Genomic DNA, 25,763 nt, shown 5'->3' with positions numbered 1-25,763 from the left:
CGCCATGGCGCAGGCCATGAAAGGGGCTATAGCCACTATACTCGTTACACTTTTTAGGCGCGGCGCTTGGGTGCACCGCACACTTGATCACTGGCTTGTGAGCCAATGCATAAAACCTTGCATATCGGCTTTGTTGGCAAACTCAATGTAGCTTTTTCCTTGATGGTGGCGAATCGCCATCGCATGTTTGTTCACGGAAATAGCATGGATAGGTAGCGCAATATCAATACGCTGATTTTGATATAAATAGGACATAATAAAACTCTTTTTATTTGGGCGCCTTGGGCGCAAAAAATAAGCCTTATTATCGTCTGGAAATGGCCGCGTTGTTCACACGGAGCAGGCTCTGGCTTTTACTTGCAACAGATAAAGGCATTGAGCTTATAAATCTCTGGTCAGACTTTTAAGGCTTGTATTGTGGCGATGGAACTGACTGGATCAAGGAAAGGCATCACGATGACACTGTGGTGTCGGGTTTGCTTGGTGAGATAATGCAAACAAGCGGCCACTATAAGGCAGTTGATTGTGCAAAGCAAGTAAATAATCACTTACTTTGCAAATGTTGAAGACAAAGCCCGCGCCGCAAAGCGCCTAGCGGGCTTGAAGTGTGTTTAACGTAACACCACCAGCGGGATATCTAAGGTTTCCAGCATCCGTAGGGTATTGCTACCAACAAAAAGTTGCCGCAGTTTCGAGTGCGCGAAAGCGCCCATAACCATCAACTCGATATCATTGGCTTGTTTATAGGCCATCAGCGAGTCGTAAATAGGGCCTTCAAGCAGCTCAGCTTTGACATCAAACCCTTGCTCTTGCAAACGTTGCGTGGCTAGCTTTAGCTTTGGTGCTAAGTCACGTTCTTTATTTTTTACCGCCACCAAGTGGCAGGGGATGCCATGTAAAAGGCCCCCGTCGATAACCTTTTGCAGTGCCTTGTCGGCGGTGGCGCGGCCATCATAGGCAATCATAAATGACTTCGGTGCTGAAAACTGCTTTGGCACCAATAGTACCGGCGCGCTGGCCTGGCGTAGCAAGGTCTCAATGTGTGAGCCCAATGCTTTGAAGTTATCTTCATGGTTTTCACCACAGCGACCGATAACGATTAACCGTGACATGTCACTGAGGTCAATAATGGCCTCGACCACATCGCCATGGCGCTGGCGCGTTTCTACTTGCTCAACGTTAGCCTGTTTGGCTTGTGTGGCCAAATCTTCGAGTAGCTGCTGCCCCAACTCCAACGCCATTTTGCCGCGCTTTTCATCGAGCTCTGTCATCTCATTGAGTAACGATGAGCGAGCTCCGAGACCGATTGCACCGCTAAGGTCGTCCGCGCCGTGTTGCTGTTGGCGCTCAATGGTGTGTAAAAAACACAGCGGGTGTTGCAGTTTATTTGCTGACCATATAGCGGCGTCAGTGACCGCTTGGGTGATTGCTGAGCCATCCACGCAGGTAATTATTTTCTTCATAGTATGCTCCTAATGTCCGCCCATGAGCTTATCCACTTCTTTGGGGTCGTTGTGAACGCCAAATTTGTCTACTACGGTTTCGGTGGCTTCGTTCATTCCGATAACACTGACCTCTGCGCCTTCACGGCGATATTTTATGACTACCTTATCTAACGCAGCCACGGCTGTCACATCCCAAAAGTGAGCATGAGTTAAATCAATAATCACTTTGGGGGCCGCTTCTTTAAAGTCAAAAGCAGCAATAAATTGCTCTGCCGAGGCAAAAAAGACTTGGCCTTTGACGGTGTAGGTAACGCTGTGCTGCTGTTCATTATGGCTTGTTGTAACCGCCATAAAGCGACCAATGCGATTGGCGAAAAACAGCGTGGCGAGTAACACCCCAACGAGCACACCCAAGGCGAGGTTATGGGTGGCAACGACCACGATAACGGTGCTGATCATCACCACATTAGTCGATAATGGATGGGTGCGTAAGTCGCGAATAGACGACCACGAGAAAGTACCAATCGACACCATAATCATCACTGCCACCAACGCCGCCATGGGGATTTGTTTTAGCCATTGATCGAGAAACACCACCATGATCAATAAAAAGCTGCCAGCAACAAAAGTAGAAAGCCGACCACGACCGCCGGATTTAACATTGATAATAGATTGCCCAATCATGGCACACCCGGCCATACCGCCAAACAAGCCAGCACCAATATTGGCTATACCTTGGCCTTTACACTCGCGGTTACGATCGCTTGGGGTGTCGGTCAAATCGTCGACGATAGTGGCGGTCATCATCGATTCCAGTAAGCCCACCACGGCAAGACCGACAGAGTAGGGGAAGATAATGCTAAGGGTCTCAAGGCTCAAAGGCACATCCGGCCACAAAAATATCGGGAGGGTGTCTGGCAACTCGCCCATATCACCGACAGTGCGAATATCTAAGCCCATGAACATGGCAACAATGGTCATCGATACGATGCATACTAGTGGCGAGGGGATCACTTTGCCGACCACAGGGACATAGGGGAATAAATAGATAATAGCTAAGCCGGCAGCGGTCATCGCATACACATGCCAGGTGACATTAGTGAGCTCCGGCAGTTGTGCCATAAATATCAATATCGCCAAGGCGTTGACGAAGCCGGTGACCACCGAACGAGAAACGAACCGCATTAGCTCACCGAGGCGCAGTGCGCCAGCAATGATTTGCAGTACCCCAGTGAGTAAGGTTGCGGCCAGTAAGTATTCTAAGCCGTGCTCTTTAACGAGCGTGACCATCAGCAGCGCCATGGCGCCGGTGGCTGCCGAAATCATTCCTGGACGACCACCAACAAAGGCGATTACCACGGCGATACAGAAAGAGGCGTATAACCCCACCTTAGGGTCAACCCCGGCGATAATGGAAAAAGCAATGGCTTCGGGCACCAGTGCAAGCGCTACCACGATTCCAGCAAGCACATCGCCGCGAATATTAGAAAACCAGTCTTGTTTTACGTGTTCAAACATAGAGATAACCTAACGCGTTACTAGTTGGCGCCCTCGGGTAAGCTACAAACGCTGAAATGCTTAGCGTCACAGCCTCGATAACATGGCACGAACTATTCTTTGCCCCAATGGGCAATGATTGTGTTATTGAGTGTGTTCGCATACTGCGCGCACAATAAAGGTTGCGGCACTAAGTGTAGTGCACAAAAGGAAGGAAAAAGCCTAGGGCGGCGTAAATGTCACAATAACGCTCCAAATACTTAATTATTATTTTAGGCTACATGGTTAGCGTATGAAAAACAATCGCCTAGCGATGATGTGCGCACTTAATAACAGCAGCTTTGCTCGGTCTATATGGGCTCAGATCAACTTATTGTTGGAAACTTTACTCAATTACGGTGCTCACCCAGCAGTTTGTCCCTGTTCTGCTATATTTTATTTGCAATTAAATAAATCGTACAAATGTTAGTAAGGAAACATCATGAAAAAATACCTAGGGGCGGCTGTGTTAGCGCTAAGTACTTTCACCTTAAGTGCAAAGGATGATCCCAATGTGCTTGCCATTATGGTGGATGATGTGGCGCAAGTTTCATTAAGTGCTTATTCCCATGGAATGACCTATAACACCCCAAATATTGACCGTATTGCCAACGAAGGGGCGCTATTTACCGACCATTATGCCCAGCCCAGTTGTACCGCTGGACGAGCTGCCTTTTTAATGGGGCAACTGCCAGTACGTACAGGCTTAACGACAGTTGGTCAGCCAGGGAATCCACTAGGGATCAAAGAGGCCGACCCAACTCTGGCAGAGTTTTTAAAACAGCGCGGCTATATGACGGCGCAGTATGGTAAGAATCACTTAGGTGATTTGGACGAGCACTTACCCACTCGCCATGGTTTTGATGAGTTTTACGGCAACCTCTATCACCTCAATGTGTCGGAAGAGCCTGAACAAGAGGATTACCCAAAAAGCAAAGAATTTAAGAACAAGTTTGGACCGCGCGGGGTGATTGAGGCGTTTGCCGATGGTCGTATTGTCGATACCGGCCCGTTGACGCGTAAGCGTATGGAAACCTTTGATGAGGAAGTGTTAGCCAAATCATTGGATTTTATGGAGCGAGCGGTGGCCGCCGATAAACCGTTTTTTATTTGGCATGCCCCCAGTCGTATGCATGTCTACACTCACCTCAAACCTGAAAGCCGCCATTTAGCAACTCATATTAGCTCCGAAGAAGACGTATTTGGCAGTGGCTTATTGGAGCATGATGGCCATGTTGGTCAGTTATTGGATAAGCTGGATGAGTTGAAAGTCGCTGATAATACGATTGTTATTTACACCACCGACAATGGCCCTGAACAGAGTTCTTGGCCGGATGCCGGCACCACCAAGTTCAGGGGTGAAAAAATGACGACCTGGGAGGGGGGAGTGCGCGTGCCATTTTTAGTGCGATGGCCCAAGGAAATTCCCGCTGGTTTAAAACTCAATGGTATTTCTTCGCATGAGGACGTGTTCCCGACCTTAGCCGCAGCCGTCGGTGAGGATGATTTACGTACCGAGATGGAAAAAGAGTTCAATGTTTATATCGACGGTGAGAACAATCTGGATTATTGGCGTGGTGAGGCTAATGAGTCTGCGCGCAATCACTTCTTTTATTACTATGAATCACAACTAACGGCTATTCGCGTTGGCCCATGGAAAATGCACTTTGCTTCAAAACCCGGTGGCCGCTACTACGAAGATTTAGTGACTCATACCATGCCGAAGTTGTTTAATCTGCGCAAAGACCCTATGGAGCATTATGATGGCGTGACAGGCTTTCACCAAATCATGAAAAAAAGCTGGGTATTCCAACCAGCCATTGCCCTGTTGACCAAACACATCAAGAGCTTTGAAAAATTCCCGCCGCGCCAAGAAGCTGCTTCACTAAATATTAATGAGGCAATTAAAAAGGCGAAATCGGCATCGCATAACCGTTAAGCGCGTGTAACCAGAGTGAGGTTGCTCACTCTGGTTGCGCTGTTACTGGTTTTGCAATTGCTGCATCATCGCGAGCTTCTCGACCATGACCGCTATCTGTGGGTTATCTGGCAGCAATTGCTGCAGTTGCTGGGCATAGCGATAGGCTTGGCGATACTGCTTTTGCTGTGCATGCAATTGCATCAAGCTATAGCTGATATCAGGGTTGGCTGGTGTAAGTGCAAATGCGTTGTTTAGTTGCACAAGCGCCTCTTGGTGCTGCCCTCTATCTTGCAGAAGTAGCGCATAGGTATACACATAATCACCATTGTCACTTTGTGCTGCGCGCGCTAAATGGGAGAGTGCTTGCTGCTTTTGTCCTGAGCGCACTAAGCTCATGGCCAAAGCGTAGTGCAGCGCAGAGGCATTTTTATTAACACTGAGCCCTTGCTCAATCGTAGTACGGGCCTTTTGCTCTTGCGATAGTGCACGGTAAAGGTCGGCCAGATTGACATAAGCCGGAATAAAAATGGGTTCCACTGCGATGGCAGCTAAGTAATGTTGCTCAGCCTGCTGATGCTCGCCTAATGAGCGTGCCAAGTTTCCAAGATTAGTATGGCTGTAGCCGCGCTCAGCTTGATAATGCTGCATTTGACGATAGTCCTTTAGTGCATCTTCAAGCTCAAGACGCTGCTTGTCACTTAATTGAGTCGCAAAGGGAGCTGTGAGCATTTCAGCTAAGACTCGCCCTGCTTCCGCGCGAATGGGCAGGCGAGGATCTGTGAGCAAAGGCTGTAACATTCGATAGCGTTCGGCAATGGCAAAGTTGCGCGCACCGGCTATGGCTCCTTGGCGTTTTAAAGGCTCGTCGTCCCGCACCGCGCGAACAATTGCGACTACGGTATTTCTATCTGGCTGATCTGCCATGCGAGCCAATGCTGAAGCGCGGACGATATCTGGGTAACTCTTATCCTGCGCTATTTTTGTCAGCATGGCGGATGCACTCGGCAAGTTATTGTCTGCAGCATAAAAAGCCTCGGAGAAGTGCGGCGTGCCTAAGTAATTTGAGTTCGGGTGCCAGCGCTTTATGTGCGACGTTGCCCATTGCGGCGTTTTATCTTGATGGCAACCGTTACAGGTGTTGGGGGCGTGTGTTTTCGCCGTTAAATCGGGACGTGGTACGCGAAAACTGTGATCGCGACGTGCATCCACCTGCATAAAAGTAGTCGCTGGCATGTGGCAATCGACACACTGACTGCCCTCAGTGTCGTGTTTGTGGCCATGGTGTTTGGCGGTATCAAAAACTTCGGCAGTATGGCACTGGGTACAGGTTTGATTCCCTGGCAGAGTTAATTTGCCACTGTGCGGGTTATGACAGTTCGCACACGTGACACCCGCTTGGTGCATTTTACTTTGCACAAATGAGCCCCAAACATAGTTCTCATCCCATATCTGACCATCAACATGGTACAGCTCAGGTTCCAGCAGCGCTGGTTGAAAACTGTCCATAAAGCTATGCGGACCTTGGCGGTCGGCCACTTGTGAGCGTCGTGCATGGCAAGTGGCACACACTGCAACTTGAGAGCTGGGACGCAGTGGACTGGCCGCTTTCATACTGCCATCTTGCTGGCGCTTAAACAGCGGCGTTTTTACACCGATAGTGTGTTCATAGCCTTTATCGTTAATGGTTTTGTCGCCCTTTGCCCATGCCAAGTGCGCCTGACTATCGCCATGACAGGACGCGCAGCCGACATTAATAGCGCTGTAGCGCGAGTCGAATTGTTGCTGTTTTGCTAAATAACGTTTCTCAAAATCACTGGAGTGGCAATCAGCACACATATGATTCCAGTTTTGCCCTTTTTGGCTGTAATGGAATTCGTCGTGGGGCTGCTGTTCAGGGTGAAGAACAAACCAACGCTGGCCTCCTTGTGCCTTTGGGCGACTATCCCAAGCGAATGGAAAAAACTGTAGTTGGCCATTGTCTGACGCAAACATGTATTGTTGTAAAGGGAAGTGACCAAAGGTGTGAGTCACCTCAATATCACGCATTCGCCCTTGTAAGTCAGGCATGGAGATAATTAATTGCGCATTGCGTTGCTTAAAGATCGCTTGTTGGTTTTGAAACGCCAATGTGCGGTTATCGAATGCCCCTAGGGCGGTCTCTTTGCTGGCTAGCGCCATCGCGTTGGCATGATCTGATTGCTGCCAATCCATGACCTGTTGTTGATGGCAGGTGGCGCACTGCTGAGGGTCGGCAAAAGCGAGTGTAGTAAACAGCACCAAGGCAACGCCAACGATCCTCCATTTGCCTAATTTGCTCAAATCCATTGCTACATTCACTACATTGATAATTTAACTTGTTTATAACAGTTTATTTGCTGCGCAGTAAAGCACAGCATTTTTGCACTAAGTATTTGTTACTAAAGCTGATAGTTAAACTCTAAGCGATGATCGCCAGCAAAAAAGTCAGTGTTTTCATTCCAATTAGCAAAGTAGCGCAGGTTCATACGCGGGGTGAGCTGATAGCTGAGGGCGAACTCATGGGTGAGTAGGGTGCTTTCTTGGGCGCCATAGTAGTTATCTCTGTATTGGCTGGAGCCGGTTAGCGTAGTTAACCAAAAAGGGTTGTAGTTTACCCAAATGTTGTCGCTGATGGCCCATTTAGAGTACATACCTAACAATCCATAACTGCCCATGAGGGCGTAGCCGTCATCAATGCCGCCATCGCTTTGCACTCGGTCTTTACCCACAGAGAGCCCCACCCCGGCGAGCGGGTAGAAGCTAAAAGCTCCGTGAGCAGGCAATGCCTGAATAAAGCTGTAAGAGATATCAGCGCTTTCATCAGCAACCAAACTGCCGCGAAAGTTGTAATTAATATCGAGCTGCTGCGCTTGACCTTTGGGGAGCGTAACATTGAAGTTGCGAAAACGAAATGAGTCGAGTGACTGTGATGTACGCGTATCAGAGCGCCAACCTAGAGTGTCGCCCAACAGGCCCTTAGCCTCGATGATATTCATCGCGGCGGTTTGTTCATTGCCAGTATCGTAAGACTGACCCACTTTAAAATTGACTCCTTTGTCGGTAACGCCAACACCGGCTTGGGTATACACTGCCAAGGGATCAGACATATCCTGGACTTCATCGTCATTGGCGAGAACCAGCATGGGAGTGAGCAGTAATAAAAAAATGAGGGGTTTCATGATTATCCTTAACAAAGCAGTCCACAATATGCGTGAGAGCGAGTCTTCCCACAAATGCTAAAAAGTATAGCTTAGGCCCTAAAAAGTTCCTGCAAAGGATACATTTTATTTGACCGAGATCAGAGTGCTAGGACAACCAGAATTCTTCTTATCACTTGATAGCGGCTTGGCTTGGTTTTGAATAATCCACTAATAGCTCAACAACGTCGATGGCTTCGTTTTGTTGCAGTTGCATCATCTCAGCGGCTAAATCAATTTTATTTGTGGGGGTTAAGCGATAGTTATTCCCAGAGAGGTTGTTTATTTTATATCGAGCGCGCAGCATGTCAGCGGGTAAAGCTTGGCTGGTCACAACAATATCGCCCACTACCGTGCCATATTCACCTGTCGATACGTTGAATACCTTGTTTCCAGCTTGCAAGCGAGGTGTTTGCCAGCGAATCTTATCGCCGTTGTTGTTTAGCGTGTAAACAGCAGGTGTGCTTTTTTGTGCAGTGGCAGAAGTCGGCGTCTGAGGCATGCAACTGGTTAGCAATAGCGCGCTGAGTAGGAGATAAATTGATCGCATTATTACTCCGAATGTGTATTAGTAATATGGTCTACCTTTAAGGTAGCTCCGATATAACCGCGAACGCAAGGTGACTTATGGCTCAATCTCAACAATGCAGTAACTCTTTTAAATTAACGCGAACGGCTTCAAGCGTTGCAGTTACCGCTGCATTGAGCGCTGCTTTATTGAGTATGCCGCTAACGCTGCATAGCGCGCCACAACAGGCTGGCCAAGACCATTACCAAGCGGTGGCCAAGGCCGCAGCGCCGCTGGCCGTGGCGCAACGAAAGCTAGCACAGCAACCAACGGCCAGTGGCCATCAATCTCATTTTGATAATACCTTAGAGCGCGCTACCTTCGTGTGGGGTCAAGCTAAGGCGGCACCTGCCACTGCCCAAGTCACAGATTTAAAAAACCGTGCACACACGCATATGCAACGGCTCAGCGGCATCAGTGCGCTCAAATCATCTCAGGTGGATGTGCGCCTCAATGACTGGCATGACATAGGTACTGGCGCTATCGTGGCGCGTTATCAGCAATTTGTGCAAGGTATTGAAGTATTTAATCGCCGCTACAGCGTTATGCTCAACCGTCAAGGTAGCCTCGTTGCTGGCGCCGGATATTTTGCTGATGTACCGCAAAGCGCGCAGAACTTTACCGCCCTTGGCGCATTTTCGTCTGAGCAGGAGGCAGCCCTTAGAGCTATTGCCGAGCTCAGTGATGTGCCGGTACAACTCGATGCACGCCGTATTCGCCAAGGCTATAACCATTTTGAAGTACGCAGTGCCAGCGACCAGCAACAATTTGACAATGTGCGTGTGAAGGCGGTGTTTTATCCACTTGCCGATGAGTTGAAAGCAGCCCATTACGTTGAAGTGGAACGCAAACGCAGCGACTCACTGGAGAGTGACTACTTTGCTTATGTGATTGCCAGCGACACCGGTAAAGTGCTGTTTAAAAACAATTTGCACAGTCATGCCACGGAGTATAACTACCGAGTTTATGCTGATGTGCAAAGCGGCTATCCCCTAGAGGGGCCGCATGGTGATGTGATCCCCGCCGATGGACCGAATCAAACCGACGAAACCACTATTCTAGCTGCACCGCTGGTTACTCTTGCCTACTACTCGGCGATTTCAACCCAAGACCCATGGCTTGGCGAGAGTGCCACCCGCACCGAGGGTAACAACGTTTTTGCTTATGCAGATATCAATGCTCCCCAAGGTTTTACCTCCGGCGATGTGAGTGCCGAGACGACTTCGGCGTTCACCTTTGACTATCCTATTGATCCGGAATTAGCTCCGACTGCTGAAGGCAACGTAAAAGCGGCGGTGGTGAACCTTTTTTACATGAATAACTTTTTGCATGACTTTTTTTACGACTACGGCTTTGATGAGACGGCAGGCGTTGCTCAGCAAGATAACTATGGCCGAGGCGGCGCTGCTGGTGACCCGATAGAGGCGCAGGCACAAGATTACAGTGGTTTGAATAACGCCAATATGGCCACCCCTGCAGATGGCGCTAGCCCAAGAATGCAAATGTATTTGTATAACTCCAAAGACGCTCAAGTCGGCCAGGATTTTGGTGTTATCGGGCCGACAGGAATAGGCACTTTGAGCTCATCGCAGCGCTCGGCCTTTGGCCCTTTAGAATTTGATATCACTGGCGAGCTTGCGCGTTTTAACGATGGCAACGATGTTGATTCAGGCAGTGTGTTTGATGGGTGCGAGGCCGCTGCTGACCCCAGCACTTTGGCGAATAAAATCGCTATTATTGAGCGTGGCAGTTGTAACTTCACGGTGAAGGTTAAAAACGCACAAGATGCTGGCGCATTAGGCGCTATTGTCACTAACAATGTCGATGATGGCACCCCAGCCCCCATGGGCGGTGAGGACGCCACCGTCACCATTGGCAATATGGGCCTCAGCTTCGATGACGGCCAACAGTTGTATAATGCCATGCTGTTGGGCTCGGTCACGGTGCGAATGTTTGATACCAACCCATTGAAAGATGGCACCTTTGATAACGGTATAATCGCTCATGAGTGGGGGCATTACATCAGCAACCGTTTGATTGGCAACGGCTCAGGGCTGGGTAACTTCCAAGGTCGTGCTATGGGTGAGGGCTGGGCAGATTTTCATTCACTCCTGTTTATTGCTAAAGCCAGTGATGCGCAAATTGCGGGTAATAGCGATTTTACCAAGCCTTATGCTACCGGCACTTTTGTAGAGGATTTTTACTTTGGTATTCGTCGTGTTCCTTATACGCCGAATCAAGATATCAACCCACTGAACTTTAGGCATATCACTGAAGGTGCAGGTGGTGATGTTGGTTTACCACCTACCAGTGTCGCCTCACCTCATGCACCGGGTGAACTATGGGCATCTGTGCTGTGGGATAGCTACGTGGCGTTGATTAATGAACATGGCTTTAGCGAGGCCCAACAACGCATGGCGCGCTATCTCGTTGCCGGGTATAAAATGACCCCGGTCTCTCCGCTTTACACCGAAGCACGAGATGCTTTATTAGCGGCCATTGCCGCAGAGGACGTCGACGACTATCGCCTCGCACTGAATGCCTTTGCCAACCGTGGGATGGGGCTGGGTGCGCAATCGCCTGAGCGTTTCAGTACTACTTTAGATGGCGTGGTCGAGTCCTATGAAACACAAGCGTCAGCATTTAGTGCCGAGCAAATAACGCTCGATCCCGAAGGAGTGAGCTTCTGTAGCGCCGATGGCTACCTTGATATTGGTGAAACCGGTACGCTGACGGTGCAAATTAGTAATACCGGAAGTGAAACGCTTAATAACATTCCTGTGCAATTTAGCGTGCTATCGCAGCAAGATGTAACCCTAGGCAATGGCGGTGAGAGTGAAGTGGTGAGCATTGAGCCCTTTGCCAGCGCTCAAAGCACGCCCATCTATGTGAGCTTAAATGATGCTGATATCGCCTCGCCTTTGCAGCTTCAGGTTAGCTTCCCTGACGATGGTGAGAGTGTGCAACGTCCCGAACCTATCACCCAGACGTTTACAGTAAATATTGCCTTTGCGGATGCGCCTCTCACCGATGCCAGTCAAAGTGACGACATGGAATTAGCGGCATTGAGTAAAGAGAACTTAGCGCTTTCTTTGCTCAAAGACACGGTGGGTTCTGAGCAAACATTAAGCTTTGATAGTTCAGATATCATCGACACCTTTGAACAAGGAGGTGTGCAACTGGGCGAGCAAAGCTTATTTTTACGCAACAATAGCTTCGAGTCTGATGTGGCTCTGACTACGCGAGCGTTTACGGTTGCTGAAGAGCAAGACTTTAGCGTCTCTTTTTGGCACTTCTATGCCCTAGAAGAGTTTTGGGATGGCGCGGTCGTTGAAGTGAACATCAATGATCAAGGTTGGCAAGATGTCACCGAGGCGGGAGGGCAGTTCGCTGTCGGCTATAATGGACAACTCAACCAGAACCCGGCTCAGTCGCTGCAACAGCGTCCTGTGTTTACTGGGCGCAATAGCACCGACAGCGTGTTTGGCAATATGGAAACCATTGATTTTGGCCAGCAACTGGCAGGTGAGCAAGTGCAATTGCGTTTTCGTATCAGCTCCGATGGCAGCGTAGAAGATACCGGTTGGTGGATAGACAATGTCAGTATTGCGGGGATCAGCTCTGAGGTGTTTTATCAGGTTGTACCCGGCGACGTGGAAGGGTGTGATAATCGTCCTCCTGTTATTGCGCAGATACCAGCGCAAAGTGTTGATGAGGGAGAGCCGGTCAGTATCAGCGCTGATGCGCAAGATGCTGACGGTGATACCTTGAGCTATCAATGGCAACAAACTGCTGGGCCTGACGTGACTCTCAGCGCAGCTAACACGGCCACAGTCAGTTTTAATGCACCACAAGTCAGTGCGCAGCAAACCTTGGAATTCACCGTGACGGTGAGCGATGGCGAGCTGATTGCTCAGCAAGATGCGCAGGTGAGTGTCAATAATATCGCCGAGCCAGCTCCTGAACCCGAGCCTCAGCCCACGCCCTCAGACAGTGATGAAGGTGGCAGTGGCTCCATGGGTGGTTGGGCATTATTGCTGCTCGCTATGCTAGGGCTACGGCGACAAAAATAAGGGCGCGATTAGCACTTATAAGGCCACCTCCCGGTGGTTTTTTTTTGCTTATTCGTATAGAACCGCAGCCTATTTTCTCAACTCAGGGGACTGGTCTAAGCTGCGCTAAGTGTAAATTTTTAGATACGCACGCGTGTAGTAAAGGCTTGTTGGCCAAATAAAAGAATGATGCAAAGTTTTGATATAACGTAATAATTTCATAAAATTTAAACGCAGCGTGAACAACAGGAGCGATACGCTTGAATAATATTCAATAACAAAAAATTTACATTATTGTTTTCGTACCTATATTGATACTTCGAACTAACAAGGAGACCAAGGTAATGAAAACAACAACCCTCAACCCCATTCAACGAGCTCTGGCCTGCGCTGGGGTGACCGTAGTTATGCTTACTAGTGCAGCAGTGCATGCTCAACAACACCTCGATGGGTCGGGACAAGTGAGCCCTCTTATTGTCGGCGGCAATCCTGCTAACACCGCAGATTGGCCCTTTTTCACTCAGCTATTATCACGTTATGGTAGCTCTCCCTTTTGCGGCGCGAGCTATATCGGAGATGGTTATGTATTAACGGCAGCGCACTGTGTTGATGGCAGCTCAGCTTCCTCGTTGAATGTAAAAGTAGCGGGGTTTAGCAGCGGCGGCAGTGATGGCGATCGTATTGGCGTGTCGCAAGTATACGTACATCCGAACTTCGCCTCAGTGTCAACCGGATACGATATGGCGCTATTAAAGCTGGCACGTCTTCCAAATCAAGGCCAAGCGGTAACCATGGCACAGGGGTCGATAGGTCAGTACGCTAATAACGGTGATTTACTCACTGTTGCAGGTTTAGGGCGCTTAAGTGAAGGTGGCTCGTCACCGAGTGCCTTATATGAAGTAGATGTACCGCTGGTGTCTGATAGTGTGTGTCGCCAATCCGGGGGCTCTTATAACAATGTCGGCGCAACCCAGTTTTGTGCTGGTTATTCGCAAGGACAAAAAGATGCCTGCCAGGGCGACAGCGGCGGCCCTATTGTGATTAATTCCGGTGGGCAAAGGGTGCAGCTTGGTATCGTAAGTTGGGGGATCGGGTGCGCCAGACCAAACAACTACGGGGTGTACGCTGATGTCGCTGACTTACGCAGTTGGATTGATGGGATAACCGGTGGCTCAGGCACACCGACAGTGTCTTTATCGTATACAGAAAACGAATCCTTGGGTAATTTTACCTTGGGAGAGACACAACAGCACACTTTCACCATTACCAACACCGGCAGCAGCGCCGTCACTTTCAACACCGTGAGCCTATCAAGCGCTGGTGTGGCATCAACTGTTGTCAAAGCGCAAGATAGCTGCAGCGCTGCAACATTGCCAGCGAATCAAAGTTGTAGCGTTGGTGTTGAGTTTGGTGCATCAGCTGCTGGGAGTTTGGGTGTAACGCTTGATTTCAGTGTCGAGCAGAGTCCACGCCAATATAGCGCGGCAATTTCGGCTAACGCAGTGGATGGCGGCAGCGTCTGTAAAGGTAATTGGGACGCTAATACCATTTACTATCGTCGCGATCAGGTCACGTACAATGGCTATCGCTATCAGGCACGCTGGTGGACACAAGGAGATGTCCCCTCAGAATCAGGTCCCTGGGGTGTGTGGCGCCGAATCGGCTCTGATCCCGCCTGCCAATAATACGCCCACCAAAAAGGCCATAATCATGGCCTTTTTATATTTTTAAGCACCCTTAAGGTTTACTTAAGATTGGCTCACTAACTTGATTCCATAGCATAAGTAAAACGAGATAGGTTATGGAGTCGATAGCGTTAAACCACCAACAGCGACTTGCGCCAGAGTCGCTGAACACGTCAAAAAGACCTCCGTCCACCGGGTATTTTACGGCCACGTTAGAGCACCATCATTATAAGGTGTTATGTACGCGGATCCGTCAAGGCTTTGCCAAGCACTATGATGCGGATATCAACCAATTTATGCCGTTATTGGTTTGTTTGGTGACTACCAAAGAGCGCTATTGTTGTTTCGGCCTACGCAGTGCCAATGAGCCCTTGTTTATAGAGAACTATCTGTCTCGGCCTTTGTCGTCATATCTTAAGCAATGGCAGATAGCGCCGCAGCAATGTGTAGAAATGGGTAACTTAGTGTCGACACACAGCGAGACTACATTATCTCACTTTGTGATCCTTGCTAAGGCGTTGAAACAAGCACATAAAAAAAGCCTACTTTTTTGCGCCACGGCCCACATACGCGCTTTACTATCGCGGATCGGGGCACCGTTTGAGGTCGTGTGCGATGCTCAACCCGAGTGTTTAAGCGATCAGGGGCGATGTTGGGGAAGTTATTACTTTAACCGCCCTCAAGTATGTCGCGTCGATATAGATTCTGTGTGTAAGCACATAGATAATACGCCTAAGTTACAAACACTGGCCAACAGCCTAAGTGAGGAAGTGAGCACCCTAGCTTGGCAGGGGAAAATGCTATGAACCACAAGTTATGGCCGTTGCCATCGGGCAGCCACATTAGTGACGAGCATACCACCTTGACAGCTAAACAGCTCGAACTCGCGGTATACCAGCTAGCACAACAGCTAAGCATAATGTCGGCGCGATGTATCGCATTAGAGCTAGATAATGGCGTACCGTGGATGGTATTGGATTTGGCCATGCAGCAAGCAGACGTTGTTGCGTTGCCGCTCCCTGCGTTTTTTACCCCACAACAGCGCCAGCATGCCCTAGATACTGCTCAGCCAGATTATGTGCTCAGCGATTCTTGTCATCAAGGTCAATCACTGTGGGTGGCAGGCACTGAATTGCGACTGACAAAGCTTGAGTATAAGCAGCAAGCTCAGGCCTTTCCTAAAAACACCCAGAAGATCACTTTTACATCGGGCTCTACGGGCAACCCAAAAGGGGTGTGTTTGAGCAACAAACAGCTCATTCAAGTTGCCAATTCGCTCGTGCAACGCACGACCCTGACTCGAGCGAAACATTTGTGTTTACTTCCCCTCGCGGTATTGCTTGAAAATGTGGCTGGTATGTATGCACCCTTGCTGACGGGAGGGCAAGTGCATGCGCCAAGTTTAAGAACACTTGGATTCGATGGTATCGAGCTTGTACAACCACAGCGGCTGTTGACCTATATCAGCACCTTTGCACCGCACTCGTTGATCCTTGTTCCAGAATTGCTTAAGGGTTTAGTGCAAGGGGCTGAGAATGGCTGGCACGTGCCTACGTCATTGCAGTTTATCGCTGTGGGTGGGGCCAAAGTCAGTGCCAAACTCATCGCACGCGCAAGGCAATTGGGTCTGCCTGTTTATCAGGGGTATGGCCTTTCTGAGGCTGGCTCGGTGGTGAGCCTTGCAACTGAGGGCTGCAATAACTTACACAGTGTCGGCCGACCTCTAGAACATGTTGAATATCATATTGAAGATGGCGAGTTATGTCTTGTTGCACCTCATTTCTTGGGGTATCTCGGCGAGCCACACCCTACCGAGCAACACTATCGAACTGGCGATCTCGTGCGCGTGGAAAAGGGTGAGTTATTTATTGTCGGTCGAAAAAGTAACCGCCTTATTTTAGCGAATGGCCGCAATGTTTCCCCTGAGTGGCCGGAGGCTGAACTGTTAAACCAAACTGCAGTTACTCAGGCTATGGTATTTGGCGAGGCTCAAGCCCACCTTGTGGCGTTGTTGTGGGCGCCTGAAAATGTATCCGACCAGCAATTAAACAGCGCACTAGCGCGTGTCAATAAAGCACTGCCAAGTTACGCGCAAATCATGCGTTACCACCGCCTTGTAACTCCTTTATCTGTGGACGCTGGGCACCTAAGTGCTAACCATCGGCCAAAACGCGCCGCTATCGCGCACGCATTCAGCGATATTTTAAATGATTTATACCAGGAGCAACCCAAAATGACCTTCTTTGAACAGCTAGTGGCTAAAACCGAGGCGCAACGTCAATATTTATTGTCAGCGCCGATTATTAGTGAAGCATTGGCCGGTAAGGTGAGCTTAGATCAGTACGTCGCCTTTTTAACCCAAGCTTATCATCACGTAAAGCACACTGTGCCGTTACTTATGGCCTGTGGTGCACGCGTCCCTGAACACAAGGAGTGGCTACGAGACGCGCTCGCCGAATACATTGAGGAAGAGTTGGGGCACCAAGAATGGATACTCAATGATATTGCTGCTTGCGGCTTTGATAAAGAGCAAGCCCGGGCCAGTAAGCCGGCTATGGCGACAGAGCTGATGGTGAGTTATGCCTACGACACCATAGCACGAAACAATCCGCTTGGATTTTTTGGCATGGTGCATGTACTGGAAGGAACCTCGATAGCACTTGCAGATTCTGCTGCAAGCGAAATAAAAACGTCATTGGCGCTGCCTCAAAAGGCGTTTACTTATCTCACCTCCCATGGCGCCTTAGACCAAGAACATGTGAAGTTTTTTCAGGGGCTTATGAATCGTATTACTGATACAGATGATCAACATGCGATCATCCATGCGGCGCAGCGCTTTTACCACCTTTATGGGAATATCTTTCACTCTTTGAGTGCAGAGCACGGTCTTGCCAAAATCCGTGACCAGCAGGTGAGCGCATGAGCCAAGCTATCGCCGTACTCAGCGGAGCCACTGGCGGCATCGGCCAAGCCATCGCCAAACGCTTAGCGCAACGTCACTATCGTTTGGTGCTGCTTGGGCGCCAGCAACAGCTGCTTGATTCTTTAATAAGCGAGTTGCCAAGTCCTCAATGTGGTCACCATATCGGGCTCAGTGTCGATTTGGCAATGACCAATGATATTAACCATGTTATTGATTTACTTAGTGGGATTGGTCGTTGTGACTTGCTCATTAACAATGCCGGTGTCAACAGTATGCAGTCCCTACAGACGCTCTCGACTACACAAATCGATAATATGTTGAGCGTCAATATTCGTGCGCCAATGCTGCTGAGTCAAGGGTTATTGGCGGCTTTGAGCCAAGCTCGGGGCACCATTATTAATGTTGGTTCGTCATTCGGCGCCATCGGTTACCCCCTGCAAAGCCATTACTGTGCGAGCAAATTTGCATTACGTGGTTTTAGCGAAGCATTAGCTAGAGAGCTCAGCGACAGCGCGATTACCGTCAAATACTTCGCCCCACGAGCAACACACACGGCGATCAACAGCGACAAAGTGGTGGCGCTTAACACGGCACTCGGTAACGCAATGGATACGCCTGATTATGTGGCCGATGAATTTATACGCTTACTCGACTCTACAGAGCGCCAACGCAGTGTTGGCAAGAAAGAATCATTCTTCGCCAAGGTAAATGCACTATGGCCAACCTTGGTTGATAACGCGCTAGCCAAGCAACTTCCTGTTATTAAAAAGCTAATGAGGTGAGCTATGAAAACATCATTTTTATCTTTGATCTTCACTGTGGCACTGTGCCACTCCCCAGCCTACGCAGATGAACCACCTATCAGTGTCGCTGAATTGATGAGCCAATGGGCACACGTTAATTATGAGCTACAAGATGATGACCAAGAGCAGGCTTTTGAAGCGCTGATGGGGACTGCCAAAGATTACACCCACAAGTTTCCACAAGATGCAGAGGGTCATATCTGGGCAGGTATTATTTATTCCAGTTTTGCTGGTGCGAAAGGGGGGCTAGGTGCCTTGGGTTTGGCAAAGCAAGCGAAGCAAGAGTTGGAGTACGCTATCCGTTTAGATGGCAGTGCTTTACAAGGCTCTGCTTACACTAGCCTGGGGACCTTGTATGCGCAAGTACCGGGTTGGCCTATCGGCTTCGGTGACGATGATAAAGCCAAAGAACTGCTACAGAAGTCGCTGCAAATCAACCCTGAAGGCATTGACGTTAATTACTTTTATGCTCAGTTCCTCTATGATGAAAGAGAATATAAAGAAGCGAAAACCTATCTGCTTAAGGCCCAAGCCGCACCACCTCGCTTGGCTCGCCCGCTTGCAGATAAGTATCGGCAGCAGGAAATTAGCACTTTATTAGCTAAAGTTGAGCGTAAATTACGCCGTTAATAGGGGAGAGTTGGGTTGCGGCTGTTGTTAGTTGAAGACGATGCGCTCTTGAATCAAGGGCTGACGCGAACATTAGGCAATGAGGGCTACGCGATGGAGTCGGTATCAGACCTAGCGTCAGCTCGCGCATATATCGCCAGCGACGATATTGACATGGTGATATTAGATATAGGCTTGCCCGACGGTGATGGACTCACCTTGATGAGCCAAATAAAAGGGCGCAAAAAGCCGCTGCCGGTGTTGATCTTAACGGCACGAGATAGCTTAGATGATAAGATTAAAGGCCTTGATTTAGGTGCTGATGATTACCTTGTGAAACCCTTTGAAGTGGATGAGCTGCTTGCTCGACTGCGGGTGTTGTCGCGGCGTATCAGTGGCGTCACTTCTAGTTTACTGCGTTGTGCTGCACTGCGTCTTGATTTAGCTGCGCATCAAGCCTGGGTTGACGAGCAGCCGCTGTCCTTACCGCGTAAGGAGTATATGTTGCTGAAAGCATTGATGGAAAACCAAGGCCGAGTGTTATCAAAGGAGCAGCTAGAGCAAAAGTTATATCAATGGGGCGAAGAACTCGGCTCAAATGCCATTGAGGTCCATATTCACCATTTGCGTAAAAAGCTGCCAGCTAACATGATCAAAACATTGCGGGGCATTGGTTACGTCCTCGCACGTGAGCCTCAATAAGCGCAGCGATGATGAGTATTCGTGCGAAACTTTTGTTGTTATTGATATCAGTGATGGTTTTGACCTTATTTTTGGCTCTGGTTGAGGGCTACCAACGCAGTTTAGCCCGCGCCGAGACGTTATTTGATTCACATTTGCATACCCAGGCCGAGGTTCTTTTTCACAGTGGCGAGATAGCACCACAAAGTTTACCTAATGTCATTTGGCAGCGTTGGCATCAGGGCGATATTGTCGCTGGCTCGACAACTTGGCTGACGCAGCCCGAGCAATCAGGCATGAGTACCCTCAATGCACAAGGACAACGCCTGCGTGTGGCAACGTATTGTCAAAACCAACAATGTGTTGCCGTTGCTGAGCCCATCGCTGAGCGTTTTGCGCTCAGTGAACAGCTGATCATGGCCATGGTGGTACCTATGTTGTGGGGTATGGCCCTGCTGGCGCTGTTAATTAGTATCGTAGTGAAGCGTGCATTGCGGCCCTTATCGCAGTTGTCACAGGAGTTGAAAGGGCGAGCTGCTCACGATTTTACCTTGTTGCAGATGCAACCCAATGAGTCGGAAATTAAGCCGGTTGTGCAAACTCTTAATGAGCTTTTGCATCGCACCGAGCAAGCGTATTTGCGAGAACGTTATTTTGCCAGTGATGCCGCACATGAACTGCGCACACCGCTAAGCGCAATGAAAATTAACTTACATAACTTACAGCAGCGCTATGATGACGATGATGCGCAGGCGCTCGTGGAGAGTGTAGAGCGGCTAAACCATTTAGTTGAACAAATGCTCGCGCTGGGGCGCACCTCTTCCCATCAGTGGCAGGATAAGCTCGGGCCGCAATCCTTGGCACAGTTATGCCAAGTCTGTATTGCCGAGTTGTATCCGCAAATTGAAAAGAAACAGCTGGATATCAGCTTAAATGGAGAGTGCCGTGACATTCAGGGTGAAACCTTTACCCTTTCAGTGATGATAAAAAACATTATTAGTAACGCCGTGAAGTACACACCTGAAGGGGGTAAAGTGGTGATAGAGCTGCAAGACCTCGGCGCTGAGGTGATACTGAGTGTCAGCGATTCAGGCCCTGGCATTGCTACTGATCTCCGAGAACGTATTTTTGACCGCTTTTTTCGTGTCGGTGGGGATAGTCACCCAAGCCATATACCCGGAGCAGGGTTAGGGTTGGCTATCGTGCAGCATGTTGTCGGATTATACCAAGGTAAGCTGGCATTGATGAGCAGTCCCTGGGGCGGTCTGCAGGTGCAGGTCACTTTGGCTAGGCAGCGAGATACCTTATGCAGCGACTGATTTGGATTGTGTTGCTATTGAGCTTACCCGCTAAGGCCGAGCTCAAAGAGTTTCATCTAACCCTAAAAAACCATTTATTTTATCCGTCACGCCTGGAAATTCCGGCGGGGGAGAAAGTACGGTTATTGGTCAGCAATCACGATGCCACCCCGGAGGAATTTGACAGCTTTGATTTAAATCGTGAAAAAGTGCTCTTTCCTGGACGTGTGAACGTTATTTTCATTGGCCCATTAGCACCAGGCGAATATGCCTTTTTTGGTGAATTCTCACCGGATACAGCTAGGGGAGTCGTTATCGTCAAAGCGCCTCAGGAGGGACAGTGATCAATAGTGTCATCGTGACCATTAACCAGCTGTTGCCGCTTGCTATTATCGGCGTTTTTGCAATTTACTTTGTCGATAAAAAAATACAAGGCAAACAGTGGGGGGCGCTTGCTTTTTTCGTCACTGTGCCCGCCGCAGCTTATATCGCTGCACTTGAGCAATTGAGTCAAGGGTTTAACTATTTAGGCTTTGAATACTCACAAATATTGTTGATTGTGTTGCTGACCCTAAGTGCTGGCGGGCTGGCTTTTTTTCGTAACTTCATGTCAACGCTGGCGCTATTTGCTTGCGCTAGCTGTTTGTATTTAAGCCACTATGTACCTTGGTTAATGCAGCTGCAACTCAATACCAGTGTGTTGCTGGGGGTTGGCTTAGGGGTGGGCATTGTACTCAGTATGGCGGTGTTGCTCGTGTTTTTACTAGCCTGGTTAGCACAATGGCTAGATGGTTGGCTCTGTGTTGCGCTTTTTGCCTTGCATGTCAGTGGCCAGTTTATTACTTCGCTAGATATCGCCGCTGGCGCTGGGCTGATCACCTTGCCACAACCACTGTTTGATGGTCGTCAGTGGCTTGATGAGCATAGCCCAATAGGGCGACTTTTAAAGATTCTAATCGGGTACGAGGCGATGCCATCCATATTGTCTGTATGTGTTTATCTTGGCGCTGGAGCTCTCTTGCTACTTGCCGCCTATTGGCAACGAAGGAGAAATCATGCGTTACCTTAGTGGCTTATTGCTGTTCCTCAGCTTGCCCTGTTGGGCTGATGGTATGGTGGTTGATAAGGTGTATCATCCTTATGTTTTACCCTATGAAAAGGAACTCGAATGGCGTTTAGTGTCGCATCAAAGTGACGCTGGAAATGTGCTGGCGCAGCGCATCGGTGGCGGCGGCGCTATTAGCGAGACTCTCAGTGTGGAGCTTTATGCGGTGGGTGAGCGCGATGACAATGGTGATTTTGGTCTTGCTGCTTATGAAACTGAATTGCGCTGGCAAGTTGTGGAGCAAGGTCGTTATTGGGCTGATTTTGGAGCCCTGTTTGAAGTAGAAAAAAGCCATCGTCAAAATGCCTATGAATTTACCACCGGGCTATTATTTGAAAAAGAATTTGGATCGACCAGCTTAACGCTTAACGCATTTGCGGTTTATGAGTGGGGCGCGGATATAGATAGTGAATGGGAAAGTGAGTTTCGAGGTCAATATCGTTATCGCTGGCGTGCTGCATTTCAACCTGCAATAGAGCTATATAGCGGTGAAGATTTTATTGGCATCGGCCCTGGATTTATAGGTTTGCACCGTTTTGCAGGGCAGCGACAGCTAAAGTGGGAGGCAGGCTTTATTACCGAAGTAGGTCATGGCGGCAAAGACCACAGCGTTCGTTTAGCGCTAGAGTTTGAGTTTTAAATGTGCAACCCGATTATGATTTTGCATTAAGTTGATCGACATGCCATTGTTATCAGTACATTTTCACTCAGTACTGAGTTATTAAACGGGAGCAAAAAATGACAATTAACGCCTATGCTGCGATGGAAGCAGGTAAAGCGCTTGAGCCGTACCAATATGATCCGGGTGAGCTGGCCGCCGATGAAGTTGAAATCGCCGTCGATCACTGTGGTATTTGCCACTCTGATTTGTCGATGATCGATAACGAGTGGGGGATGAGTGAATATCCGCTGGTGGGCGGACACGAAGTGATAGGGCGCATTGAGAAAGTCGGCCGCGATGTCAATAACCTTGAAGTTGGACAAACGGTGGGCCTAGGTTGGCACAGCGGCTATTGCGGTCATTGCCCGAGCTGTGATGATGGCGACCAAAACCTCTGTGCCAGTGCGCAAGGGACTATTATTGCTCACCACGGTGGCTTTGCCGATAAAGTGCGCGCGCAAAGCAAAAGTGTGATCCCATTGCCTAAGGGGCTTGATGCCAAGGCGGCAGGCCCGTTGTTCTGTGGCGGTATCACTGTTTTCAACCCCTTGGTACAGTTCGATATCAAACCTACCGATAAGGTCGCAGTCATTGGTATTGGTGGTTTGGGCCACTTGGCGCTGCAGTTTTTGAACGCCTGGGGCTGCGAAGTCACCGCTTTTAGTTCCAGTGATAGCAAAGCTAAAGAAGCCAAAGAGTTGGGTGCGCATCACATTATTAACTCGCGTTCGGAGCAGGCCCTAGAAGAGGCCGCAGGGCAGTTCGACTTTATTATTTCCACCGTCAATGTGAAGCTTGATTGGAATGCGTACATCAATACCTTGAAACCCAAAGGCCGTTTGCATTTTGTTGGCGCTACGCTTGAGCCGTTAGACTTAAGCGTGTTTGGTTTGTTAATGGGTCAGCGCAGTGTATCTGCTTCCCCAGTGGGCAGCCCAGGAACCATCGCTAAAATGCTCGATTTTGCTGCGCAGCATAACATCGCTCCACAAATCGAAACCTTTAAATTTGATGATATCAACGCCGCCCTTGACCATGTTCGTGAAGGCAAGGCGCGTTATCGCGTAGTGCTAACGCGTTAATACATCCTGATACGGATTATATAATTTTTGTTGATACCAAGCCGCTTTTTCGATAGCTGAGAAAGCGGCTTTTATATTGGCCACCAATTGAGGGTCGCTATCGACATTAGCGGCGAGATAGCCATATACACTCAACTGTTCGATATCTCTGACAAAGCGTAGCTCCTTGGCGGGGACATTAAACTGTTTGGCCATAGCACCCAGGTAATTGGGGTCATCAATTACTAAATCGACTTTGCCCGAAAGCAGCAGTCGATAGGAATGTTTAATATCAGCGGTTTGTACGGTGCTAAACTGACGATCGGCAAAGAACTTGGCGCTGATATCGCCGCGCTGCACAGCAATACGATAAGGACGAGCGTCGTTTACTTGGCGTAAGTTAATTTCAGAACGTGAAGCCAAGGTAACAAAACCTAAGCGGAAATATGCCACTTTGCCTAACCATTGGAATTTGTCGAGCCTGTCGGGGGTTTTGGCAACACTGTAAAGTAAGGTGTTAGGCTTTTTTTGTGCCAGGTGAAAAGCGCGTGCCCAAGGGTACATATTGATAGTGGCATCAACATTGGCTTTAGAGAGCACATGGCGGACTATATCGGTGCTGCTACCACCTATTTGACCGTTGATCACTAATTGGTTGGGTGGGCTCAGCTCTGTGACCACTTCAATAGGTTGTGCAGCAATGCGCGTGGTCGATAATAAAATCGTTACCCACAGCGTAAAGCGAGCCAAAAACAAAGCCATAAAGCGATAAACCAAAGACACAGCACTTGTTTTTAGAATAGATAAGTTCACAGCGAATTGCGATGATTTTTTGCCCTAAACGATAAAAGGGCCTTGCGGCCCTTTGGTGAAGTATCGTTCAAGTTAGCTATTGCCTTAACCCCTTAAAACAATAACCTAGGCCGAGGAGGCCCTGTTTTGCAACTGTGGCTTCTCTTTGTTTCTAAGCAATAGAGAGGAAAAACCCAGCAATTGCGGCGCTCATGAGGTTGGCCATAGATCCTGCCAACACTGCTCTGAGCCCTAGGCGTGCGATGTCCTTTCGCCGGCTTGGCGCCATACCGCCAATCCCACCTAGTAAAATGGCTATCGAAGACAAGTTAGCAAAACCACACAGCGCAAAGGTAACTATGGCTTGAGTGTGTTCGCTTAACTGGTCGCGATAATTTATAAAGTCTAAATAAGCTACAAACTCATTGACGACTAATTTCTGGCCGATAAAACTACCGGCAATAATGGCTTCGTCCCACGGTACACCTAATAACCAGGCTACCGGTGCGAAAACGTACCCGAGAATTTCTTGTAGCGTGAGCTGTGGGTAATCAAACCAACCACCAAACCAACCCAATACGCCATTAAGCAATGCAATCAGGGCCACAAATGCAAGCAGCATAGCGCCTACATTCAAAGCAAGCTGCATCCCGCTTGATGCGCCTGATGCGGCTGCATCGATAACATTAACGGGCTGCTCATGGTCGCCATCCAGTTCAGCCAAATCTTCTTTCGGGGTTTCTGTCTCTGGCACAATCATTTTTGCCATAAGGAAACCACCTGGCGCCGCCATAAAACTTGCGGCAATCAAATACTGTAAATCGACGCCTATTTTGACGTAACCGGCCATCACTGAGCCTGCTACCGTCGCCAATCCACCGACCATCACCGCAAACAACTCCGACTTAGTCATAGAGGCAATAAACGGCTTTACAATAAGTGGCGCTTCGGTTTGCCCAACAAAGATGTTTGCCGTTGCCGAGAGCGACTCTGGACGCGAGGTTTTTAATAACCGTTGCAGCGCACCACCGAGAATTTTAATAACCCAGTCCATCACCCCGAGGTAGTACAATACCGCCACCAAGGAGGAGAAAAAGACAATGACCGGCAACACTTGAAAGGCAAACAAAAAGCCCAGCGTTTTTTCCGAGGCCAATGGCCCAAACAAAAACGTAATGCCATCGGTGGCGTAGCTAATCACTTGCGCGACCGCCGCCGACATCTTAGCGAGTATGTTTTTGCCAAATTCAAAAAATAATACAAAGCCACCGATGATGACTTGTAATAAAAAGGCGATACCAACCGTACGCAGGTTTATTGCTTTACGGTTCGTTGAAGCGCCGAAAGCGATGGCGAGTAGGGCTAGCATACCCACCAAGCTCATTAATGTTGTCATGCCCGATGTTCC

At 49.0% G+C, this 25,763-nt stretch carries 21 protein-coding genes and 1 pseudogene; 14 read left to right on the top strand and 8 right to left on the bottom strand.

Translation table 11 applies throughout. From position 1 onward, the window contains the following. Window positions 1-87: 87 nt before the first annotated feature. The 3 genes from MHM89_RS03785 to MHM89_RS03775 form a co-directional block, all read right to left on the bottom strand. Window positions 88-255, bottom strand: coding sequence for a hypothetical protein (locus MHM89_RS03785; RefSeq protein WP_157576217.1), 168 nt, complete (start codon window positions 253-255; stop codon window positions 88-90). A 356-nt stretch (window positions 256-611) separates the two neighbouring features. Then, entirely contained in the window at window positions 612-1,463 is an 852-nt protein-coding gene (locus tag MHM89_RS03780) for a universal stress protein (RefSeq protein WP_022944223.1), read from the bottom strand. A 9-nt stretch (window positions 1,464-1,472) separates the two neighbouring features. Further along, complete coding sequence (locus MHM89_RS03775) at window positions 1,473-2,963, bottom strand: SulP family inorganic anion transporter (protein WP_239408115.1); 1,491 nt, start codon at window positions 2,961-2,963, stop codon at window positions 1,473-1,475. 460 nt (window positions 2,964-3,423) lie between these two features. Here MHM89_RS03775 and MHM89_RS03770 point away from each other — a divergent pair, with 460 nt between their 5' ends. Then, a complete protein-coding gene (locus tag MHM89_RS03770) occupies window positions 3,424-4,920 on the top strand; it encodes an arylsulfatase (RefSeq protein ID WP_235418499.1) in 1,497 nt (498 codons plus the stop codon). Window positions 4,921-4,962: 42 nt separating this feature from the next. Here MHM89_RS03770 and MHM89_RS03765 read toward each other — a convergent pair whose 3' ends face one another. The 3 genes from MHM89_RS03765 to MHM89_RS03755 all read right to left on the bottom strand — a co-directional run bounded on the left by MHM89_RS03765 (window position 4,963) and on the right by MHM89_RS03755 (window position 8,667). Then, window positions 4,963-7,227: a tetratricopeptide repeat protein gene (locus tag MHM89_RS03765; RefSeq protein WP_239408114.1), complete on the bottom strand. Its 2,265-nt coding sequence runs from the start codon at window positions 7,225-7,227 to the stop codon at window positions 4,963-4,965. A gap of 92 nt (window positions 7,228-7,319) precedes the next feature. Beyond that, window positions 7,320-8,099 (bottom strand): hypothetical protein, encoded by a 780-nt coding sequence (locus tag MHM89_RS03760; protein ID WP_239408113.1) that lies wholly within the window; start codon window positions 8,097-8,099, stop codon window positions 7,320-7,322. A gap of 151 nt (window positions 8,100-8,250) precedes the next feature. Then, the gene (locus MHM89_RS03755) at window positions 8,251-8,667 is read right to left on the bottom strand and encodes a hypothetical protein (protein ID WP_239408112.1); all 417 of its coding nucleotides are present in this window, start codon (window positions 8,665-8,667) and stop codon (window positions 8,251-8,253) included. A 77-nt stretch (window positions 8,668-8,744) separates the two neighbouring features. On the opposite strand from MHM89_RS03755, the gene MHM89_RS03750 reads away from it, so the two are divergent. From MHM89_RS03750 to MHM89_RS03690, 13 genes and pseudogenes are all read left to right on the top strand, one after another. After that, window positions 8,745-12,758: a rhombosortase-dependent M36 family metallopeptidase gene (locus MHM89_RS03750; RefSeq protein WP_239408111.1), complete on the top strand. Its 4,014-nt coding sequence runs from the start codon at window positions 8,745-8,747 to the stop codon at window positions 12,756-12,758. Window positions 12,759-13,081: 323 nt separating this feature from the next. After that, a complete protein-coding gene (locus tag MHM89_RS03745; protein WP_239408110.1) occupies window positions 13,082-14,422 on the top strand; it encodes a trypsin-like serine protease in 1,341 nt (446 codons plus the stop codon). Between the two features lie 116 nt (window positions 14,423-14,538). Further along, complete coding sequence (locus MHM89_RS03740) at window positions 14,539-15,228, top strand: thermostable hemolysin (protein WP_239408109.1); 690 nt, start codon at window positions 14,539-14,541, stop codon at window positions 15,226-15,228. Then, window positions 15,225-16,190, top strand: a pseudogene (locus tag MHM89_RS03735) (AMP-binding protein); the annotation flags it as partial. The gene MHM89_RS03740 and the pseudogene MHM89_RS03735, both read left to right, overlap by 4 nt. Before the next feature lie 465 nt (window positions 16,191-16,655). Next, window positions 16,656-17,345: an iron-containing redox enzyme family protein gene (locus tag MHM89_RS03730; protein WP_239408479.1), complete on the top strand. Its 690-nt coding sequence runs from the start codon at window positions 16,656-16,658 to the stop codon at window positions 17,343-17,345. Continuing rightward, window positions 17,342-18,127, top strand: coding sequence for an SDR family oxidoreductase (locus MHM89_RS03725; protein ID WP_239408108.1), 786 nt, complete (start codon window positions 17,342-17,344; stop codon window positions 18,125-18,127). Before MHM89_RS03730 ends, MHM89_RS03725 begins: the two co-directional genes overlap by 4 nt. A gap of 3 nt (window positions 18,128-18,130) precedes the next feature. Continuing rightward, a complete protein-coding gene (locus MHM89_RS03720) occupies window positions 18,131-18,778 on the top strand; it encodes a tetratricopeptide repeat protein (protein ID WP_022944782.1) in 648 nt (215 codons plus the stop codon). A gap of 15 nt (window positions 18,779-18,793) precedes the next feature. Continuing rightward, the gene (locus MHM89_RS03715; protein ID WP_239408107.1) at window positions 18,794-19,459 is read left to right on the top strand and encodes a response regulator; all 666 of its coding nucleotides are present in this window, start codon (window positions 18,794-18,796) and stop codon (window positions 19,457-19,459) included. An 8-nt stretch (window positions 19,460-19,467) separates the two neighbouring features. Further along, window positions 19,468-20,757, top strand: coding sequence for an ATP-binding protein (locus MHM89_RS03710; RefSeq protein ID WP_239408106.1), 1,290 nt, complete (start codon window positions 19,468-19,470; stop codon window positions 20,755-20,757). Next, window positions 20,745-21,080 (top strand): cupredoxin domain-containing protein, encoded by a 336-nt coding sequence (locus tag MHM89_RS03705; RefSeq protein ID WP_138548116.1) that lies wholly within the window; start codon window positions 20,745-20,747, stop codon window positions 21,078-21,080. The genes MHM89_RS03710 and MHM89_RS03705 overlap by 13 nt, the downstream gene beginning before the upstream one ends. Further along, the gene (locus tag MHM89_RS03700) at window positions 21,077-21,805 is read left to right on the top strand and encodes a hypothetical protein (protein WP_239408105.1); all 729 of its coding nucleotides are present in this window, start codon (window positions 21,077-21,079) and stop codon (window positions 21,803-21,805) included. The genes MHM89_RS03705 and MHM89_RS03700 overlap by 4 nt, the downstream gene beginning before the upstream one ends. Then, complete coding sequence (locus MHM89_RS03695) at window positions 21,792-22,481, top strand: hypothetical protein (protein ID WP_130146114.1); 690 nt, start codon at window positions 21,792-21,794, stop codon at window positions 22,479-22,481. The genes MHM89_RS03700 and MHM89_RS03695 overlap by 14 nt, the downstream gene beginning before the upstream one ends. Before the next feature lie 98 nt (window positions 22,482-22,579). After that, entirely contained in the window at window positions 22,580-23,584 is a 1,005-nt protein-coding gene (locus MHM89_RS03690) for an NAD(P)-dependent alcohol dehydrogenase (RefSeq protein ID WP_045980133.1), read from the top strand. On the opposite strand, the gene MHM89_RS03685 is transcribed toward MHM89_RS03690, so the two are convergent. Both MHM89_RS03685 and MHM89_RS03680 read right to left on the bottom strand, forming a co-directional pair. Beyond that, a complete protein-coding gene (locus MHM89_RS03685; RefSeq protein WP_138548113.1) occupies window positions 23,573-24,376 on the bottom strand; it encodes a transporter substrate-binding domain-containing protein in 804 nt (267 codons plus the stop codon). The two genes, MHM89_RS03690 and MHM89_RS03685, sit on opposite strands and share 12 nt — an antisense overlap. A 151-nt stretch (window positions 24,377-24,527) precedes the next feature. Beyond that, complete coding sequence (locus tag MHM89_RS03680) at window positions 24,528-25,751, bottom strand: NupC/NupG family nucleoside CNT transporter (RefSeq protein ID WP_022944790.1); 1,224 nt, start codon at window positions 25,749-25,751, stop codon at window positions 24,528-24,530. Window positions 25,752-25,763: the final 12 nt, after the last annotated feature.

It is taken from the genome of Pseudoalteromonas sp. CNC9-20, from assembly GCF_022347875.1.
Lineage (GTDB): Bacteria > Pseudomonadota > Gammaproteobacteria > Enterobacterales > Alteromonadaceae > Pseudoalteromonas > Pseudoalteromonas ruthenica.
Note: the sequence above shows the minus strand (reverse complement) of the source record. Positions and strands in the feature narration are given on the sequence as shown.

Coding starts and splice junctions, on each gene's coding strand:
- MHM89_RS03785 (WP_157576217.1), bottom strand. CDS start 255: ATGTCCTATTTATATCAAAATCAGCGTATTGATATTGCGCTACCTATC.
- MHM89_RS03780 (WP_022944223.1), bottom strand. CDS start 1,463: ATGAAGAAAATAATTACCTGCGTGGATGGCTCAGCAATCACCCAAGCG.
- MHM89_RS03775 (WP_239408115.1), bottom strand. CDS start 2,963: ATGTTTGAACACGTAAAACAAGACTGGTTTTCTAATATTCGCGGCGAT.
- MHM89_RS03770 (WP_235418499.1), top strand. CDS start 3,424: ATGAAAAAATACCTAGGGGCGGCTGTGTTAGCGCTAAGTACTTTCACC.
- MHM89_RS03765 (WP_239408114.1), bottom strand. CDS start 7,227: ATGGATTTGAGCAAATTAGGCAAATGGAGGATCGTTGGCGTTGCCTTG.
- MHM89_RS03760 (WP_239408113.1), bottom strand. CDS start 8,099: ATGAAACCCCTCATTTTTTTATTACTGCTCACTCCCATGCTGGTTCTC.
- MHM89_RS03755 (WP_239408112.1), bottom strand. CDS start 8,667: ATGCGATCAATTTATCTCCTACTCAGCGCGCTATTGCTAACCAGTTGC.
- MHM89_RS03750 (WP_239408111.1), top strand. CDS start 8,745: ATGGCTCAATCTCAACAATGCAGTAACTCTTTTAAATTAACGCGAACG.
- MHM89_RS03745 (WP_239408110.1), top strand. CDS start 13,082: ATGAAAACAACAACCCTCAACCCCATTCAACGAGCTCTGGCCTGCGCT.
- MHM89_RS03740 (WP_239408109.1), top strand. CDS start 14,539: ATGGAGTCGATAGCGTTAAACCACCAACAGCGACTTGCGCCAGAGTCG.
- MHM89_RS03730 (WP_239408479.1), top strand. CDS start 16,656: ATGACCTTCTTTGAACAGCTAGTGGCTAAAACCGAGGCGCAACGTCAA.
- MHM89_RS03725 (WP_239408108.1), top strand. CDS start 17,342: ATGAGCCAAGCTATCGCCGTACTCAGCGGAGCCACTGGCGGCATCGGC.
- MHM89_RS03720 (WP_022944782.1), top strand. CDS start 18,131: ATGAAAACATCATTTTTATCTTTGATCTTCACTGTGGCACTGTGCCAC.
- MHM89_RS03710 (WP_239408106.1), top strand. CDS start 19,468: ATGATGAGTATTCGTGCGAAACTTTTGTTGTTATTGATATCAGTGATG.
- MHM89_RS03705 (WP_138548116.1), top strand. CDS start 20,745: ATGCAGCGACTGATTTGGATTGTGTTGCTATTGAGCTTACCCGCTAAG.
- MHM89_RS03695 (WP_130146114.1), top strand. CDS start 21,792: ATGCGTTACCTTAGTGGCTTATTGCTGTTCCTCAGCTTGCCCTGTTGG.
- MHM89_RS03690 (WP_045980133.1), top strand. CDS start 22,580: ATGACAATTAACGCCTATGCTGCGATGGAAGCAGGTAAAGCGCTTGAG.
- MHM89_RS03680 (WP_022944790.1), bottom strand. CDS start 25,751: ATGACAACATTAATGAGCTTGGTGGGTATGCTAGCCCTACTCGCCATC.